This window comes from Chryseobacterium sp. VD8, from assembly GCF_037149975.1.
Classification (GTDB): Bacteria; Bacteroidota; Bacteroidia; order Flavobacteriales; family Weeksellaceae; genus Chryseobacterium; species Chryseobacterium indicum.
The window spans coordinates 1-17,065 of the sequence record NZ_JBBCQL010000079.1; the positions used below are offsets into that span (position 1 = coordinate 1).

Annotated in this window: 14 protein-coding genes; all 14 read right to left on the reverse strand. The window is 38.2% G+C overall.

Annotated features, from left to right (window positions below):
- Window positions 1-707 (reverse strand): 5'-3' exonuclease (locus WFK35_RS10690; RefSeq protein WP_336732629.1); only part of this gene is annotated, 707 nt, incomplete at its 3' end.
- 922 nt (window positions 708-1,629) lie between these two features.
- Window positions 1,630-1,980 (reverse strand): immunity 51 family protein, encoded by a 351-nt coding sequence (locus tag WFK35_RS10695; protein WP_214588820.1) that lies wholly within the window; start codon window positions 1,978-1,980, stop codon window positions 1,630-1,632.
- Window positions 1,981-2,254: 274 nt separating this feature from the next.
- Window positions 2,255-2,662: a type VI secretion system tube protein TssD gene (gene tssD, locus WFK35_RS10700; RefSeq protein ID WP_084196398.1), complete on the reverse strand. Its 408-nt coding sequence runs from the start codon at window positions 2,660-2,662 to the stop codon at window positions 2,255-2,257.
- A gap of 368 nt (window positions 2,663-3,030) precedes the next feature.
- Window positions 3,031-4,023: a DUF2931 family protein gene (locus WFK35_RS10705; protein WP_336732630.1), complete on the reverse strand. Its 993-nt coding sequence runs from the start codon at window positions 4,021-4,023 to the stop codon at window positions 3,031-3,033.
- 58 nt (window positions 4,024-4,081) lie between these two features.
- Window positions 4,082-5,761, reverse strand: a complete 1,680-nt coding sequence (locus tag WFK35_RS10710) for a T6SS phospholipase effector Tle1-like catalytic domain-containing protein (protein ID WP_336732631.1) — start codon at window positions 5,759-5,761, stop codon at window positions 4,082-4,084.
- Between the two features lie 3 nt (window positions 5,762-5,764).
- A complete protein-coding gene (locus WFK35_RS10715; protein ID WP_336732632.1) occupies window positions 5,765-7,702 on the reverse strand; it encodes a type VI secretion system Vgr family protein in 1,938 nt (645 codons plus the stop codon).
- A 42-nt stretch (window positions 7,703-7,744) separates the two neighbouring features.
- A complete protein-coding gene (locus WFK35_RS10720; protein ID WP_336732633.1) occupies window positions 7,745-8,617 on the reverse strand; it encodes a lytic transglycosylase domain-containing protein in 873 nt (290 codons plus the stop codon).
- A gap of 48 nt (window positions 8,618-8,665) precedes the next feature.
- Window positions 8,666-11,161, reverse strand: coding sequence for an ATP-dependent Clp protease ATP-binding subunit (locus tag WFK35_RS10725; protein WP_336732634.1), 2,496 nt, complete (start codon window positions 11,159-11,161; stop codon window positions 8,666-8,668).
- A 255-nt stretch (window positions 11,162-11,416) separates the two neighbouring features.
- A complete protein-coding gene (gene tssD, locus WFK35_RS10730) occupies window positions 11,417-11,821 on the reverse strand; it encodes a type VI secretion system tube protein TssD (RefSeq protein ID WP_076392041.1) in 405 nt (134 codons plus the stop codon).
- Window positions 11,822-12,010: 189 nt separating this feature from the next.
- Window positions 12,011-12,970 (reverse strand): hypothetical protein, encoded by a 960-nt coding sequence (locus WFK35_RS10735; RefSeq protein ID WP_336732635.1) that lies wholly within the window; start codon window positions 12,968-12,970, stop codon window positions 12,011-12,013.
- 241 nt (window positions 12,971-13,211) lie between these two features.
- Window positions 13,212-13,739, reverse strand: coding sequence for a hypothetical protein (locus WFK35_RS10740; protein ID WP_336732636.1), 528 nt, complete (start codon window positions 13,737-13,739; stop codon window positions 13,212-13,214).
- A 316-nt stretch (window positions 13,740-14,055) separates the two neighbouring features.
- Complete coding sequence (locus WFK35_RS10745) at window positions 14,056-14,451, reverse strand: hypothetical protein (RefSeq protein WP_336732637.1); 396 nt, start codon at window positions 14,449-14,451, stop codon at window positions 14,056-14,058.
- A 7-nt stretch (window positions 14,452-14,458) separates the two neighbouring features.
- Window positions 14,459-15,121: a hypothetical protein gene (locus WFK35_RS10750; RefSeq protein WP_336732638.1), complete on the reverse strand. Its 663-nt coding sequence runs from the start codon at window positions 15,119-15,121 to the stop codon at window positions 14,459-14,461.
- A complete protein-coding gene (locus WFK35_RS10755; RefSeq protein WP_336732639.1) occupies window positions 15,118-16,848 on the reverse strand; it encodes a hypothetical protein in 1,731 nt (576 codons plus the stop codon). The genes WFK35_RS10750 and WFK35_RS10755 overlap by 4 nt, the downstream gene beginning before the upstream one ends.
- Window positions 16,849-17,065: the final 217 nt, after the last annotated feature.

Genomic DNA, 17,065 nt, shown 5'->3' on the forward strand with positions numbered 1-17,065 from the left:
ACTTTTTCTTTCAGCTTTCCTTTAAGCTGATTGGTGTTGGCTAAAAGATTTTCTATGCTTCCGAATTCTTTCAGGAATTTCATGGCTGTTTTTTCACCAACGCCTTCCAGTCCGGGAATATTGTCGACCGCATCTCCCATCATCGCGAGGAAATCGATTACCTGTTTCGGATCTTCGATTTCGTATTTGGCTTTGACTTCTTCAACGCCTAAAATTTCAATATCACCGCCTTTAAGTCCTGGTTTATAAATTTTGATTTTATCGGTTACGAGCTGTGCAAAATCTTTATCCGGAGTTACCATAAATGTGGTGTAGCCTTCTTTTTCTGCTTTGCAGGCAATGGTTCCGATTACATCATCTGCTTCATATCCCGGAACTCCCAAAATAGGAATGTGCATCGCCTCCAAAATCCTGTGAATATATGGAATCGCATTTTTAATGGCTTCAGGCGTTTCGCTTCGGTTCGCTTTATAATCTGAGAAGTCTTCAGTTCTTACACTGGCTTCTCCCACATCAAAAACTACTGCCAAATGAGTTGGTCTTTCTCTTCTGATGAGTTCAATTAAAGAATTGGTAAATCCGAAGATGGCAGAAGTATCCAGACCTTTGCTTGTAAGCCTCGGATTTCTGATCAATGCGTAATATCCCCTGAAAATCATCGCATAAGCATCGATGAGAAATAACCTTTTATCTTGTGTTGCGTCCATATTTTCCATAAGGAACAAAGATAAGAAATTACTTTTCTTTTTCTTTTGTGTTGAATTAAAATAACGGTGCGAATTATCATTCCAAAAGAATCTAAATGTTGAATTCTATTTTAAATATTTTTCTTTTGTCCTGAAACAATAGAAACAAAAATTCAAGACCGGGAAGCTGAATGCTAAAAATGAATCCTATTCTCTAAAAATTCTAAAACTCGCGCTAATGATACATTGGTTCTTCGGTTTAAAATTCTGTCGCGCTCAGACAGTAGAATTTTTTTAACGTTCATAGGATTCATTTTCTTAACGCTTCAGCTTCCGAAGTCGATTTTCAAGCAATAGGAGCTGTCATTCTGGCGAAGGAAGAATCTAAATGCTTTTTATTATAACATTTTCTTTTGTCTTGAAACAAAAGAAACAAAAATTCAAGACCGGGAAGCTGAATGCTAAAAATGAATCCTATGCTCTAAAAATTCTAAAACCCGCGCGAATGGTAAATTGGTTCTTCGGTTTAAAATTCTGTCGCGCTCAGACAGTAGAATTTTTTTTAACGTTCATATGTTTCATTTTCTTAACGCTTCAGCTTCCAAAGTCGATTTTTAAACAATATGGGCTGTCACTCTGGCGAAGGAAGAATCTCAATTAACTACTTGTGTAGAGATTCTTCATTCCATAATGCTTCGCAAAATTCCAATCAGAATGACAAATGAGTATTCATCTTCCTGAAAATTTCAACGGTCTCTAGTTCCTAGCCTCGATTGCAGCATTTGTCTGAGCTCATTTACAAATTTTCGGCTGCGGCGGCTTTGCCGCCGCAGCCAAAACTTTGTAAATAGCGAGTGCGGAAAGCGAGAAATAGCTCCTGAAAATATTTTTTCAAATAAAAAAGACCTCAAATTTGAGGTCTTTTTGAATATTTTGGAATGGTTTAGTCAATTTCGGCTTTTGAAAAGAGATCCTGAATCAGCATTTCGTCTTCACAGGCTTTTTTGAATTCGGAAATAAATTCTTTCAGGCTTTCAGGATTGTTGGAATAAGCACAGAACATATCGGCTTCGGGATCAAACTTAATATCTTCTGAAAGGTTCGGTTTTTTCTCTTCCACAAAAACTTTTGCCAGCGAAGTCCAGTCGTAACCGTTTCCTTCGAAACCTTCGTCTTTTCTCCATTCGAAAATTTCGGGTTTGTAAGTTCCTGCGTTTAAACATACTGAATACGTTTTTTCTGAGGATACCCAAAAAAAGGGCTTAATAGCAGTCTCAAAATTGTAGGCTTCCATAATGTTTTTTTATTAAAATTAATAGAATATTAAAGATAATAAATTTATGAGCTCATCCATTTTTTATAACATTTATTAACGTTTTGTCTGCTATTTTTAAGCTTAAAAACACACCGTTTCTCACATTTCCGGAAAAGACCTCCTGTTAAAAATTTAGTTTTCCGGTCTCCAAAAAGATGAAATAGTTGACAAAAAAAACAGAATAGCTGCTCTTTTAAGCCATGCTATTCTGTAACCAATTTTATTTTTACTAAGATGATTGTTGCGTTTTGTATTATTTAGCTCCCGGCCATAAACCTTCATACTTAGAATTTCCGTAGTCGATGGTTTCTGCGCTGATAACGAAGCTGATCAGCATACTGTTTTCATCCACTGCATCGAAATCCACTTCATGCTGGATAACATATCCGTTTTCCCACCCCAGAGTAATTAAAGTACCTTCTTCGTGAGATTTGTTGAATGTGATTTCGCCGGTTGTGGGTTTGTATTTCCCGTTAAGTAAGCTTTCAAGGATGTCGGATTTTTCTGTAGCTTCCACAGTAACTTTAATCAGTGCATTGGAAGGATCTGATGCTACTCTTCCGGAAACGTCTGTAGATCTTGAAACGCTGTAGTTCAGCTTTAATAATTTTTGTCCTTCGCCGCCGTTGAATTTTAAAATTCCTCTTGAATTTGCTGCCATGATTCGTAAATTTTAATCGTTAATATTTTGTGATTTGGTTGATTTGGTATTCCAAAGATAGAACACCTTTTCTGAACCCGAAAGGAATCGAATATGAATCTGAATTTTTGTAGTAATTCTACGACTTCATGTAGTAATTCTACGATTAAAGAAATATTTACAAATTCAAATCACTACAAATCAATTATTTAAATAACAAATTAATTCAAAATAATATAAAATTTACACACTAAAAAGAGAAATATTAAGATTTAATTAAGATCATTTTAGCTTTTGTTAACGGGTTGAATCTCATAGCCGAATAAAAATTCCGATGAAAAGATTTTCACCGGAATTCGTATAAACTGAACTGAGAACTGATAATTTCTTTATTGGTAGGAATCGTGGAATTCCCTGTCTGTCTTAAATATTCTTATGCTGTCTGCTTTCACAGGCTGGTTATTGATAGAAATATCAAAACTGCTGTTATCTTTTGCCACTTTAAAATCCAGATGAAAGTCTTTTCCGGATTTTTCAAACTCACTGTTGAGCCTTTCCCAATTGAAGTACGCTCTGCCGATAAACTGTTCGCCTTTTGCGGTTTCCCAGATGAAATTCAGTTCTTTTGGAATGGCTCTTTCTCTTGAAGGAATTTTATCAATCCACGAACGGAGAATAACTTCTTCTTCCGCGTTGTAATAACTGATATTGGATTCAAATAATTTAAAAGCCGGATTTTCTGAAGTAATTTGTGGTTTCCAGCTGTACTTTTTGCGGTAGTCTTCCCATTCTTTCGGTGTAATCTCTACAAATCTGTTCTTTTTCATTTCTTCACGTGTTACCGAAAGTTTGGAAAAAAATTTCTGCTCAAGCTGTTTATCATCTTTTATAACTTCAGCCTGAAATTTCCCCAGCTCAATCTGAACAGCCCGGAATCTCAGCCATACTACGACCATTCCTTTCGGGGCAAAACCAAAAACAAGCGTTGTAAAACTGTTGTACGGATTTTCTGCGCTGCCGTATTTTTCGTTCCTTCCCAGATTTTTATATTCTTCCAGATGTTTATTGTAAAAAGAAGCTTCGCGCTGCGCATACGCACGCTGCATGTAATCTTTGATTTTTTCCACCGAAAAATCTGCCTTCAGATGATAAAAAGTATCTTCATATCTGGAAAAATAAGTAACATCTATTCCGACGGGTGTTCCATACTGTTCTGTCCAGCCTTTTCCGGAATTTCCCCATGTTCCTGAAGAGCTTCCGTAAGGCAGACTTGCAGGAACGCCTTCCAAAGTGATAATTTTATCTTCTACAGGCGTTACAATCAGATTATTACTGGGACTGCTTATTTCTACGTTAAATTCCGGCAATTGTTCTTCTTTCATTTTCTGGCAACTTATATTCTGAAAAAGGAGGGTTAAAAAAAATATTATTTTTATCGTTTTATCCATTCTGTATGTTTCTTTTGCGGTATTGTGCGACCAATGCGCCTCTTCTTTTCGGAGCATTATCATTAGGTCTCGCATCTAAGCCAATCTGGTTGGCTTTTACAGACCAGTGAAGGTATTTGTTTCTTAATACTTTAAGATCTTCTTCTTTGATGTGTCCCAGATACGAAATTGCTTTGATATCCTGTTTGTATTTGGCAGCTGAAGGTTTTTTCCCTGCGTTAAAATCTTCCACATATTTATTTCTGAGCTCGTTACACGCGTTCATATAGGATGAAAGCTGGCTGTAAATTCCGGTTAGAAAAGAATCTGTTATTTTATGATTTTCATTGATGAGATCTTCAAGATATATTACCTTATGCTGTTTAGAATAATGAAACATCTGGTTCAGCGGAATCTGATCGTATTTATTGGATAGCTTCCGTGTTCCCACCAAACCGTAGTACATGGAGATTTTATTCCACCACCGGTCATAGTTCACATCTTTCTGCCTGAAATATTTAATTTCCAACTGCTCATCATGATACCATCCTTCGTCTACCACAATTTTTTTAAACGCTTCGCATTCTTTATGAGTATTCACATTATTATACGGATCATAAGAATCACAATATAAAACAGAAATTTCATCTCCTTCTCCGTAAGATCCGCCAATATCGGAATGAACTCCCGGAAGGGTAAACTCCAGTCCGTATAAACCTGTGCTGTCGATATTCGTTAAATCAAAATTATCTCTGTATTCGTCATCTGAAGCAAGCTGAAGAACAAAATTCACTTTTCCGCCTCCGATGGTGTCTAAACCAAGCTGTTTAGTATCATCATCAATCCCGAAACCTCCTCTGTGGTTGAGTCCGTAAGAAGCAACCGTATCATACAATCCTGCAAAACGGAATTTTATTTCCTTCACATCCAGATCCTGCGCCAGAAGACAGGCTCCGAAATATCCGTGCCGCATGATGAACTGCGACTTGGAGCCATCTTTATCCTTTACCGTAACCGTTTCATTATTAATAAATTCCGGAGGAAAAACCTGTAACGTTTCTTTTCCTAAAGCATAAGAAATTATTCCCGGAGAATTTGCCACATGGATAAAATGTCTCGCCGCAGCAGCTCCCCTGCTGAAACCGAATACATTTACGGTAAGAACTCCGATAGGTTTTGTATTGTTTTTAAGTTTATTTACGATGGCTTCGGCTCCTTTTTTACAACCTTTTACCACTTTTGCCACGACTCCGGTATCTCCGGTTCCCTGTGCAACACCTTTTAAAATGCTGTCGCTTTTTCTGTCCTCCGTTCCGATTCCCTCAATATACCATGATATCTGATTCTGTGCATTCGGATCAATGGTGTCGTAACCGCGGGCAACGTTTGTAAACTCGTTGTTGTAACTGTCATCTTTATCGCTGCTTGCTTCTTTGAAATTTCCGCCGAGCAGGGTATTGGTTTTGTTATTCTGGGTTCCGTCAAAAAAAAGATTCAGGCTTATATCAATGGTATTAACGGGTTTATCATCGGGATTAATGGTTTCTGCCTTGTTATAACTTACTCCTGTTCCGTTGCCTTTCTGCTCTACGGTTGCCGCACTGTTATGACTGATGCCTTCTTTGGCAAAAGTTCTGGAATCTCCATCAAAACGGTTGACCGCTTTCCCTTCTACAAAATATTCAATGCTCATTTTTTAGTGATTTTTAGATTTCTCGCCACTATTGTTCTGAACTTCTTTTTCTGCGTGATGTTCCACTTTTCCCTGACTATTAACCTCAACACCTTTAAGGCTGGTTAATTTATGCTCTTTTTCACCATAGACTTCCATATCGCCTTTTACATAATGACTCATTTTCCCGACAACATTCGTCATGAAATCTGCTCCTGTGGAAAGATATTTCATGGAACCTATACTTTCGGTATGATTTGCCATGATGGTATCAGATTTATTCATTCCGACATTGGTGCTCATATTTTCGCCGACGTTGATATTCATGTTCCGGCAGTTAAACGTCATGGTTTCAGGAGCTGTAATGGTGATGTTGCTTCCGGAGGTGTCTAAATGAATTTTATTTCCTGATTTGTCAGTAATCACGATGCTTTCATCCTCTGTAAAAATAATTCTGTGACCGCTTCTCGTCTGGATAGATTTTACTCTGTTATCCACTCCGCCGCCGAGACCGACTCCGCCATGGAACATTCCGCCCATTACGAAAGGCCGGTCGGGATGACTGTGAACGAAATTCACCATCACCTGATCTCCCACTTCGGGAATTGCGACGTAACCTCTGTTTTGGTTTACCTGATCGGTTCCTCCCGCATCGGGACTCATCATTCTGATAAAATGTGTTGTATCATTGGTTTGCCAGTCGAATCTCACCTGAACTCTTCCCTGTCCTTCCGGATCTGTATTGGAAATGACGGTGGCGATCTGCGGTTCTGCCCTTGGAATTTTAAATTCAGGTTTTGGTAAAAATCCGGTGTCTGAAGCAATTCCTTCGAAGCTTCCTTTGTAATGTCCAATCGTATCAATTTCATGAGTAACTTCCGTCACCATGATTCTCGTAAAATAATCGGATTCGTTGCTGTCTAATTTTCTCATCTGAACATCCACCACACACCCCGGATGCAAAAAAGGAACGGTTGTATTTCCTGAAAATGAAAATACACTCACCGCTTCACTTCCTGCTGCACTTTTCTGCGAATATTCCACGTCAAGATGAGTGGAAGCTTTAATGGGTGCAACCTTTAATGCAGGTGTCTTGTATATTTTTTCGTTGTGGGAATAAGCTGTTTTCGCCAGATCTCCCACATGCTGAACCGGTGTTTCGCCTGAAGTCAGTCTTTCATGTCTGCTGCTGTTATAGCCGTAGAACTGAGGTTTTGTATGTACTGCTTTTAATTCAACTTTAATATCATTGGCGCTGCTTCCGTAGGTTAATTTGATCGGTTTGTTCTGAGGCGGAAGTTTTCCGAAATGCAAAACTTCGCCGTCATAATAAAACTGTTCACCATAGGCTTCAGCCATTCTCGCCAGATAATTGTAGTGCGTTTCATCATACTGGCTGCTGTAGATAATCTGTGAATAATCGTTGGTATCCACTCTTACATCAAAACGGCTGGAATCGATCCCCTGTTTGATGACTTCATTGGCAATGATTCCCATATTAACGGGTGAACCGCCGCCAAAACTCTGAATATGAGGTGCTCCGTCAAGTAAAATGGTGGGACTGTAGCCTGTTAACACAATATTTCCAAGGCTCATTTTCTCCTGACTGAAACCTACTCCCGTGATAACCCCTACAAAAGTTCTTTCGGGGCTGCTTTCAATATCTTTGTAGGAAATAACGGCTGTTAAACGTTTTCCGAGAAATTTATTGGCTTCTTCGAGAGTATGAGTCTGTCGGTCGCCTAAAGCGTCATGAGCCAATGTCACGCTGAATTGGTGGTGGCGTTTTGTGCTTTGGGTGAGTTGAAAATGCTTGTAATATTTAATCACTTTTCCTTCGATTACGAGAGAAAGTTTTACCAGACGGTTGATTCCCGTATGATGATTCTGGGAAATTCCGTCTGCATTCTGCGATGGGCGGAAGGAAGGATTCTGTAGTATATTTTGTGATTCTGTTTTCATATTTCCTGTGATTTGGTAGGTTAAACATGATCGCTTAGTGCTCTATTGTGTGGTGTTTCGGGCGTTTCCTTCTTTTACGGATCTTGAAAGAATTTTAGTTTTTCTCAATAAAAAATCCGGCATGAGATCGGTAGGAAGGTATAAAGTGCCTTCTCCTTTTTTCTGAAGTTCATCGTTGATATTGGGATTCCATGAAAGTAATTTATCTACATCTACATTCAGTTCATCGGCAATAATGTTCAGATTGAATCCTGCATTGATCTCGGTTTCTGCCAGTTGTGCATTGTTTTTTCCGCTTCCTCCTTTTACGAAGAAAACGGTATTCATCCTTGAGGAATTATAGTTTGCCAGAACATTCTGTAGTTCTCCAGTTGCGTAACACGCATTCAGGTATTTTTTAACATGATTGATGGTTTCTTCCGGCAAAAACTTATAAAAAACATGGTACTGAGTAGAGTTTGCAGCGGTCATGGCTTTGGCAATATTTCCTTCTCCACAGTTGTAAGCGGCAACTACGGTGATCCAGTTGTTGTATTTTTTGTAGAGATTGGCTAAAGAAACTGTTGCCGTTTTTGTGCTTTTGTAAAGATCCGTTCTGTTCTGTTCGGTTAATCCGTATTGATTGGCGTGAGCGGTCATAAATTGCCAGACTCCCACTGCTCCGGCTCCGGAAGCTATATTTCTGTTGAAATGGGATTCTATTAAGGCTAAATTTCTCAAATGTCTCGGTAAACCTTTCTGAACCAGAGAATATTCGATAAAATCTACAATTTCCCTATTGGCATTAATAATACTTTTATATCTCTTCACACTGCTTTCCGAAGTATCGGAAGCGGCAAGAAACTGTGCGTTCGTAAAATTCGAGCACAGCAATACCATTGCGGTAAGAAAGATATTTTTGAGATTTGGGTTCATTGTTTTTATGCTTTTGTGAAAAGTTTTTTAAACTGATTCACTATTTTATTACTCTACTTTCCAGCTCAGTTTTTCTTCTTCGGAATTCCAGTCGACATGAATGGTCTGTCCGGCTTTTACTTCTTCTCTTACGATCATTTTTGAGATCGGTCTTGCCAATTGAGAACGTATCACTCCTGAGATCTGTCTTGCTCCGTATTTGCTGCTGAATCCGCCCAATGCAAGATTTTTCACGGCTTCACCGGAGATTTTCAGACTCATTCCCAGTCTGGCTAAAGAGTTGTGCAGTGATTTTAACTGAATATTAAAAATTCTCTCCGCGATGGATTCTGTAATTGGTGCAAAAGGAATAATTTCTGTAATTCTTGCTAAAAATTCCGGTCTGAAACGTCCGGAATTCGACATAATCTGCATTAGAGATTTTGATTCCGGGATTTTTCCTTCTTCAAACTGCTTTACGATTTCTTCGCTTCCGATATTTGAGGTAAATAAAATCAGCGCATTGCTGAAATCTCCTTCTTTTCCAAGTTTATCATGAACTTTTCCCTCGTCCATGATCTGTAAAAACACATCAAAAACCGAATGATGGGCTTTTTCAATTTCATCAAATAAAACGACAGTGTAAGGCTGCTGTCTTATTTTGTTGACGAGCATTCCTCCTTCTTCATAACCTACGTATCCGGGAGGCGCACCATACAAAAGAGCGGCTGAATGTTCTTCTTTAAATTCAGACATATCGAAACGAACCATTGCTTTTTCGTCGTTGAAAAGGAGTTCTGCCATCGATTTTGCCAATTCGGTCTTTCCTGTTCCGGTAGGTCCCAAAAGGAAGAATGATCCAATGGGCTGTCCCGGTTTATTAAGTCCGCTTCGATTTTCAACAATTGCATCGGAAAGGATTTTTAAAGCATGATCCTGCCCTACAACACGGTTCATTAAAAGGGATTCCATATTCAGAAGCTTTTCTTTTTCCTGCGCCTGAATTTTCCCGATCGGGATGTTTGTTTTTGCCGCCATTACCGCCGCCAGTTCCAGACGGTCTACTTTTTCTCTTTTCTTTGAGGCGTGCTGCAAAAGTTCGGCGTAGCTGTCTTCAATAATTTTCTGAATCTGTTCCACCGGCATGGAATTGTCGATTTGTGGCTGCTCACTTAAAGATCCCCATAAAATCGGGCTAATTTTGTCTCTCAGCAGATTGTAATTCCAGATCAGTTCATCTGCTTTGTCTTTTTCATCGAAATAATCTTCGCTCTGAAGCTTTTCGTAGGTTAATTTCCAGCTTTCCAGTTCTTTTTCTGAAAGTTCGTCGAGCATTTTAATCGCCGCCATCGTTCTGTCTAAGAGATCGATGGCTGCATCGGGAAGTTTTTTGCCTTTTGCATATCTTTTTGCCAGACGGACACATTCGGGAAGAGCGGTTTTCTCGACTTCAATTCCGTGGTGTTTTTTGTAGCCTTCGAGTAAAACATCAATCATTTTAACGCAGGTTTTTTCGTCCGGCTCATTTACCGTTAACACTTCGAATCGTCGGTTGAAAGCCTGTTCCGGCTCAATAATTTTCCTGTATTCTTCCTGAGTGGTGGCTCCGATGACGGTAATTTCACCTCTTGCAAGTTCAGGTTTCAGCAGGTTGGCAACGTTTCCAATGCTTCCTTTGGGATCTAAAAGGGTGTGAATTTCATCAATAAAAAGAATGGCTTTTTCAATTTTTTTACATTCGTTGATGACTTTTTTCAGACGGTCTTCGATTTCTCCTTTGTAAGAGGTTCCTGCCAGTAATGCGCCGGTGTCTAATTCCAACAGTGTTCCGTTTTTAAGCATCTCAGGAACATTTCCTTTGCTGATCTCAATGGCAAAACCTTCTACCAAAGCGGTTTTCCCGACTCCGGGTTCTCCGATAATGATGACGTTCGGTTTGCTTCTCCTGCAGAGAATTTCCACCAGCATTCTGAGTTCTTTGTCTCTTCCGATGATGTTTTCTAGTTCTCCTTTTCTTGCCTGTGCGGTTCTGTCTGTGCAATAGCTTTTTATGGAAGGAAAAGACTGGTCTGAATAATCTGAACCGTTTGAAAATATGGAAGAAAATTCTCCGTTTTCCGAACTTTCGTAAGGCATGTCTTTTCTGTACAGATTGAAAATTTCATGTTCTCTGAGAGGTAGTGATTTGAGCTGCTGTAAAGTAAAAGCGACCTGTGGTTTTACAATGGCTGTTAAAATACAGATTGGGGTAATTTCGTCCAGACCTAATTTCAGACGGATGTCATCCGCTTCTTCTACAATATGATCTACTGTTTCGTCTTCTCCTGCTTCACTGGGAAGATGACTGGTTTTGGGATAATCTTCAATGCGAACATCCGCCCATTCGTAGAAATATCCGGGATCTTTGTCGATGCTTTTAAGGAATTCGTTCAGCCCGATGTCTTTGTGCATAAGTGCCTGCAGAATGTGCGGAGCTCCGTAGGTGGCATTGTAATTCTCCTTCGCGATGGATTGCGCTATATGAAACAGCTGCTTTACAGTCTCATTGGTAACTAATACTCCCATTGTACTATTCAGATTAATATTTTGTGCGGTGATTTGGTGTTTCTCCGGTTTGTATTTTCCTTGTTTTTTATGGAATGAATCTATAACCGTCTGAATTTTTATTATTTACTAAGTTAACTGTTTTTTCTTAAAAACGGAAAAATATGTATTAATAATGTGATTTAGAATAAATATTTTAACAAAAATTAATTTAAAATGGTAAAAAGACCGTCTTGAGTGACAGCCTTTTGTATGAATATCAATGAAATGAATTGTTTAGCTTGATGGCCAAAGACCTTCGTATTTGGAGTTTCCGTAGTCGATGGTTTCTGCACTTACCACGAAGCTGATGAGCATACTGTTTTCGTCTACCGCGTCGAACTCAACTTCGTGCTGAATAACGTATCCGTTGTTCCATGAAAGGGTGATTAATGTACCTTCTTCGTGAGATTTGTTGAAGGTGATTTCTCCGGTTGTCGGTTTGTATTTTCCGTTCAGTAAGCTTTCCAGAATGTCTGATTTTTCAGTTGCTTCTACAGTTACTTTGATGAGTGCGTTGGAAGGATCTGAAGCTACTCTACCGGAAACATCCGTAGATCTTGAAACGCTGTAGTTCAGTTTTAGTAATTTTTGCCCTTCTCCGCCGTTGAATTTTAAGATTCCTCTTGAATTTGCTGCCATGACAGGTAAATTTTAATCGTTATTACTATTTTGTGATTCGGTGATTGTGTAACAAAGATAAAGTGGCAATTTCTCTTCTGAAAGTTTTTAAATATCAATTTGAAATTTTGTCGTATTTCTACGATTTGATGTCGTAATTCTACGACATTGGATTTAATACTATCTTAACAATCCTTTGTTATAAAATGTTTATGACAATTCTTTAAGTGTAAAAAAACTTTTATTTTTTACACCATACTGAGAAATACTATAGCTGATTTCGATTTCTTTTACCAGTCCGGAGTCTTTATACAAGATATATTTTCCGACAAAATCAAGCCCATTTTCGTGTGAATTTATATTCTGGCGGAGAACGATTTCATGATCTTCAGAATGTTCCACTTTCTGCTGAAGCTGAATTTCTGTATTCTCTTCTCCAATTGACTGATCCAAGTGAGATTTTCCTTTCGTAAAGCTGTTTCTTATGCTTGCAAAATAGTTTTTGATGAAGATGTCTTCCTTCATTCTGCTATGGAAAAGTGAGGGATCGAGAACGATACGTTCAAATTCATCAAGATATATTCTGGCGTATGTATCGGGAAAAAGATCTGTAAGACGTTCTTTAATCGTATTGAAATGATCTGTGGTTTCTTTGGTTAACGAAAAAAATACAACTCTGCCTTTGTCATCGGTTCTTACCTCAACAGGATTCAGCGAACGGATGGATTCTGAAGCGAGATCTGCCATCATCGTTTCGGATTTTTCGAAAAAATTGTTTTTGAAAAGGTGAAAAATGTGATTATTTTCTTCTTTTCGAATCCATTTTACTGAAACGGTGTAAGAAAGTGTATTTTCTTTTTCTTCAAGCGCATTTTCTTCGGTTTCCCTGCTTTCAACAGTGTAAATTCTAGCCAGGTTTTCGGGATGGAAAGGAATTTCAGGGTTTAATTTCAGATCTTTGAAAGGTGCATCATTCCTGCTGTTGTATTCTTTTATTTTGTGAATATCAGGAATAAGAAGTTTTTTCCGCGGAACAAGATTATCGTATATAAAATCTTCTCTCGCACAATGCGTATTGTGAAATTCTTTAAGGTATTCTGGATTTTCGAGATTAATTTCTTCAGCTATACTTTCCAGCGTTTCACCGGAAAGGATAAAATGAACGGTCATATATTTTGTTTTTTTGGCTAAAACTAAGTTAGAGGAAAAATTTTAGTCCGCAAAATGGTTTTGCTGGTATTTAATTCAAAAATCTTAGAAATTACTTTAATTTTATCTGGTAATACTTCATCAGTGAAGATGCTTATTTTTAAGGTATTACTCATTAGCTTTTTTTAAACCCTTTAAATTTAACACAAAAAAACAGCGCCCGAAAATAGATGCTGTTTCTATTTCAATCATTAATTTTTGATTATTTCTGTCTGGTGAATTCCAGATATTTATCGCCACATTGCGTGAAGTGTTCGAATTCGTTCATTGCATTTCCGTAATTCTGGATCACAATTTTATCCCCTTCGTACAGACCGCCAATTTCGCCCATGGTAATATTTTTGATCTCTCCTGTTTTTTCATCGCTTTCCGCAGAAACATTTCCGGCAGCAATTACTTTTGTTTTATCTAAAATTTTAAACGTTGAATTTCCGTCGGTATTCTTAAATTCTATTGAAAATCTTCCGCCTTCACAGGTTATTGCGATAAATTTTCCTTCAACAGAAGTTTTGGAAACGGCCTTTTTTGTATCTTTTTCTTCCGGACTTTCCGTTTGTTCATCAGACTGTGCTGAATCTTTTTTCTCAACGGGAACTGCTGTTTTTTCAACAGGCTGAGAAACGGACATTGAGTCCGCTTTTATTGCTTTGTTCTTTGTTTCATTTTTGGAGCAGGAAATGGTAAAAATCCCTGCCAGTAAACAAATTCCAATGATTTTTTTTGTAATCATAAGGTATACTTTTGACGTATTTATTAGATCAAAAATACCATAAATTTTAATCCGACCATATTTTTTGTTTTAAAATTGACTGAAAAAGGATTCAGACGATGATTTAAGATGAAGAATTCTGTAATTATTTTAACGCTACGTTCGAAAATTTATTCTGATTAACAATTTTATACGTTCGAAAATGCATTTCATTCAGCAAATAACAGCAGAACATGTTCAAAATATATTAAACGGCAAAAGCGAGATGAGTTTAAAAGATTGGCAAAAAAAAAGAGATTGTGAAAAACACAATCTACTAATGGTACCGTAAAGTTTATTATTTTACTTTTTTCAACGGAAGATCATCACTTCCGGGATTGATAAAGTAGATGGGGCTTCCCGAGATATAAAATTCGTCATCAAGCTTTTCTACGTAGATGATTCCCATTTCTTTATCTTTCGGGCTGAACGGGATGCTGATCTTGTCTTTGGTAACAAATTTACTCCTGATATTTTTATAAATTTCCGGCCGGTCTTCATCGCTCATATATTTTACCGTAATATTATCGAGCCTGATGATCTGTATATCAAAACTTGTTTTCATGCCGTCGCGGTTTCTTGCAGAAAAGTGATAAGTTCCGATCCAGTCTTTTTCGCCGGATAATTTGTTGGTTTCGGAAGGCTGACAAACCATATTGATGAGCAATATGAAAAAGCAAAATAGTGATTTCATGTTCTTGTTATTTTTTAATGAATTTCCCTGTTGCGTCTATGCTGTATTCTACACTCACTTTCGCGGAATCGCCCTGTTTTTTTTCTCCCACAATATCTCCTGCCTCATTGTATTCCAGCTTATCCACAGAGTGTTTTACTATGGTGATGGATTTATCTTTACCGATGGAAAACGTTCTGAAATATTCTGTCTCAAAAGTAAAACGGCAGTCGAGTAATATTTTATCCGTTAAAACATTATTGAAATAGCTGTTTAGCTGAACATTCAGAATTTTGGTGTCATTTTCCCCAAAAGTATTATAAATAATGAGTTTTGCTGTATTCTGATCAGAAAATTTAAATGTCTCCAGTGTATAATATTTCGTTTTCGGATCGGGTGCAATCTCAAAATCATTTTCTTTGATGGGAACTGACGAGTCTTTCTCGTTAAATGTATCCGACTGCAAACCTTTATAAGAGGTATTTACAATATAGCTTACAGAATCTGTATCGGGTTTATAGTAGGGCTGCACACGGTCTGAAGTGTAGGGTAAATTATTTGTCATTTCTGTAGATGTACTGTCTGTTGATGATCTGTTGCTTTGTGAAATTCCGTTTTCGCTTACGTTTTTTTTGCAGGAAAAACACAGCAAAACAAAAAGGTGAATTGTGGTCAGTTTTAAAATTTTCATTCTCTAATTTCTTTAAAATTTGGGCTGTACCCCTGCAGATGCAGGTGATGATGATGGTTCTTGGTATTCTTTGGCAAATGGTGAAGATAATTTATTTTGCCGTTTCTTTTGTAACTCCATCCCAACATACTTTTCCACCCGAATCTGTACAGCGCATCATTCCATTTATTCTGTCTTGCATCATCCAGCATATCCGGATTTGCACTTATATCAAGACTGGTTCCGTCGCCAAACATCAGTTTTTTATCTTTTCTTAAATATTTAAAATCTCCGTTATTGCCATTGATATGGCTTACACTCGGACGTGAGGAACCGTCGGAATGGCTGAAACCATTACAGCTGATGTCATTATAGCTTACTTCAAGCATTGCACCAAAAAGACTTGCCAGTGTTTTTTCATTCACATATTTTCTCGGAGAGTCTACATTAAAAGTGTACTGATAGCTTCCTTTACTGTAGGTTTTGGTTACCTTATCAAAATTAATAAGATTGACCATCACTCCTTTTTTACCGTTTACCATCTGGGTCGGGATGATGTTGTAGGTTCCCAGCTCATGCAGGGTTCCTTCTTTATCATGGTAAATATACCTATACTTTTTTTTGTTTTCTTCTTTTACTGTTTTCGGAATTCTTTTTTCAATTCTTCCGTCACTGTAGATATGGTAGGTGATAAGACTGGTGGAAGGAGACACTCCCGCTTTAACGTCCTGACAGGTGAAATCAGTAGTTTTTAATGCTTTTCCTTCATTGTAAAAATCATTAATGGCTTCTTCGAATTCCCATACGTACGACTTCCCTTCTTTTCCTTCGTAATATCGTTTTTTTCCTTTTTTATCAATCCAGAATTCATGAGACTCCCTTTTAAACATGGGATTATCATCATATGCAGCTTTGGTACTGTCATAAACTACATAGTCTTTTTCTGTTCCGTGGCCACATGCTTTTGGGTAATTGACCGCAAGATAGAGATCCGTCTTTGTCTTCAGCTTTCCCTGAAACCTTTTCTGTAAAAAGTGTTTTTCCACATAATCGAGCTGTTTCTCCGCAGTCATCTTAATGAGTTCGCTCCGCTTAATTCCCAAATCTATGGAAGCCACCTGTCCGAACTGGATAAGCCCGACATATCCTCCTTTCCGGCTGTCGTCCTGATTGGATTTAAACGTTCCCACCGTAGGATCAAAACTTCTTCCGGTTTCCAGTGCCATAACCGCCATCAACCAGTTTGCGCCTTCAAAATTCTGCTGCGGCAATCCCAGATTCTGAGAAATTTTTATAACTTTTTTTCTGAATTCACAGCTTACTTTGCTGCCCCAGATGAGATCTTTATACAATTCTTTACAGATGCAGCCTTTCGGTGCCTGCGCTTTTCCTTCTACCACACTCGTTGTTTTACCTGCAGGTTTGGCAGCCGTAGGTTTTTTATCCGGTTTTACCGTTCCTTTGGATTCTGCCCAGTCCCAAAGTTCATTCCATGTATTTCTTACGGTTTCTGTAAAGGAATCAAATACTCCGCTGGTTTCTTTTTTAGAATCTGGTTTTGAAGCGGCGGGCGAACCTGTGGCTTTTGGCGTGGATTTCGGAGCCTGAGACGGCTGCACAGGCGGTTTGTATTCAGGATTTTTTATCACCCTGTTTTCAGTTGCGTGTTTTCGGTCTTTGTAATATTCTACCGTCACATAAAATTCCAGTTCTTTGGGGTCTCTTTCCCCCTGCGAAGCTTTCTGCATCAAAGCTTTGGTAAGTATAAATTCTGCGGTTGCCGTTCCGGTTCTGCTTACAATGGCTTCTTTGCTGTCTACAAATTTATTTTTAGAGCTATGCCCTTCTCCGGCGGTATCATCTTCCTAAAGCGTAAACAATAATTTTTTACCTGCAAGATTTACGCACTGCGCACTGGCTACAAGCTTTTCCTGATAGCTGAAAACAGTTCCCGGAGAATCGTCG

What these genes read in the sequence shown, in the direction of transcription:
- tssD (WP_084196398.1), bottom strand. Translation starts at nt 2,662, where the DNA reads ATGGCAGCAAATTCAAGAGGAATTTTAAAATTCAACGGCGGCGAAGGA.
- WFK35_RS10755 (WP_336732639.1), bottom strand. Translation starts at nt 16,848, where the DNA reads ATGCAGAAAGCTTCGCAGGGGGAAAGAGACCCCAAAGAACTGGAATTT.
- WFK35_RS10715 (WP_336732632.1), bottom strand. Translation starts at nt 7,702, where the DNA reads ATGAAAACAGAATCACAAAATATACTACAGAATCCTTCCTTCCGCCCA.
- WFK35_RS10705 (WP_336732630.1), bottom strand. Translation starts at nt 4,023, where the DNA reads ATGAAAGAAGAACAATTGCCGGAATTTAACGTAGAAATAAGCAGTCCC.
- tssD (WP_076392041.1), bottom strand. Translation starts at nt 11,821, where the DNA reads ATGGCAGCAAATTCAAGAGGAATCTTAAAATTCAACGGCGGAGAAGGG.
- WFK35_RS10725 (WP_336732634.1), bottom strand. Translation starts at nt 11,161, where the DNA reads ATGGGAGTATTAGTTACCAATGAGACTGTAAAGCAGCTGTTTCATATA.
- WFK35_RS10750 (WP_336732638.1), bottom strand. Translation starts at nt 15,121, where the DNA reads ATGAAAATTTTAAAACTGACCACAATTCACCTTTTTGTTTTGCTGTGT.
- WFK35_RS10695 (WP_214588820.1), bottom strand. Translation starts at nt 1,980, where the DNA reads ATGGAAGCCTACAATTTTGAGACTGCTATTAAGCCCTTTTTTTGGGTA.
- WFK35_RS10740 (WP_336732636.1), bottom strand. Translation starts at nt 13,739, where the DNA reads ATGATTACAAAAAAAATCATTGGAATTTGTTTACTGGCAGGGATTTTT.
- WFK35_RS10710 (WP_336732631.1), bottom strand. Translation starts at nt 5,761, where the DNA reads ATGAGCATTGAATATTTTGTAGAAGGGAAAGCGGTCAACCGTTTTGAT.
- WFK35_RS10735 (WP_336732635.1), bottom strand. Translation starts at nt 12,970, where the DNA reads ATGACCGTTCATTTTATCCTTTCCGGTGAAACGCTGGAAAGTATAGCT.
- WFK35_RS10720 (WP_336732633.1), bottom strand. Translation starts at nt 8,617, where the DNA reads ATGAACCCAAATCTCAAAAATATCTTTCTTACCGCAATGGTATTGCTG.
- WFK35_RS10745 (WP_336732637.1), bottom strand. Translation starts at nt 14,451, where the DNA reads ATGAAATCACTATTTTGCTTTTTCATATTGCTCATCAATATGGTTTGT.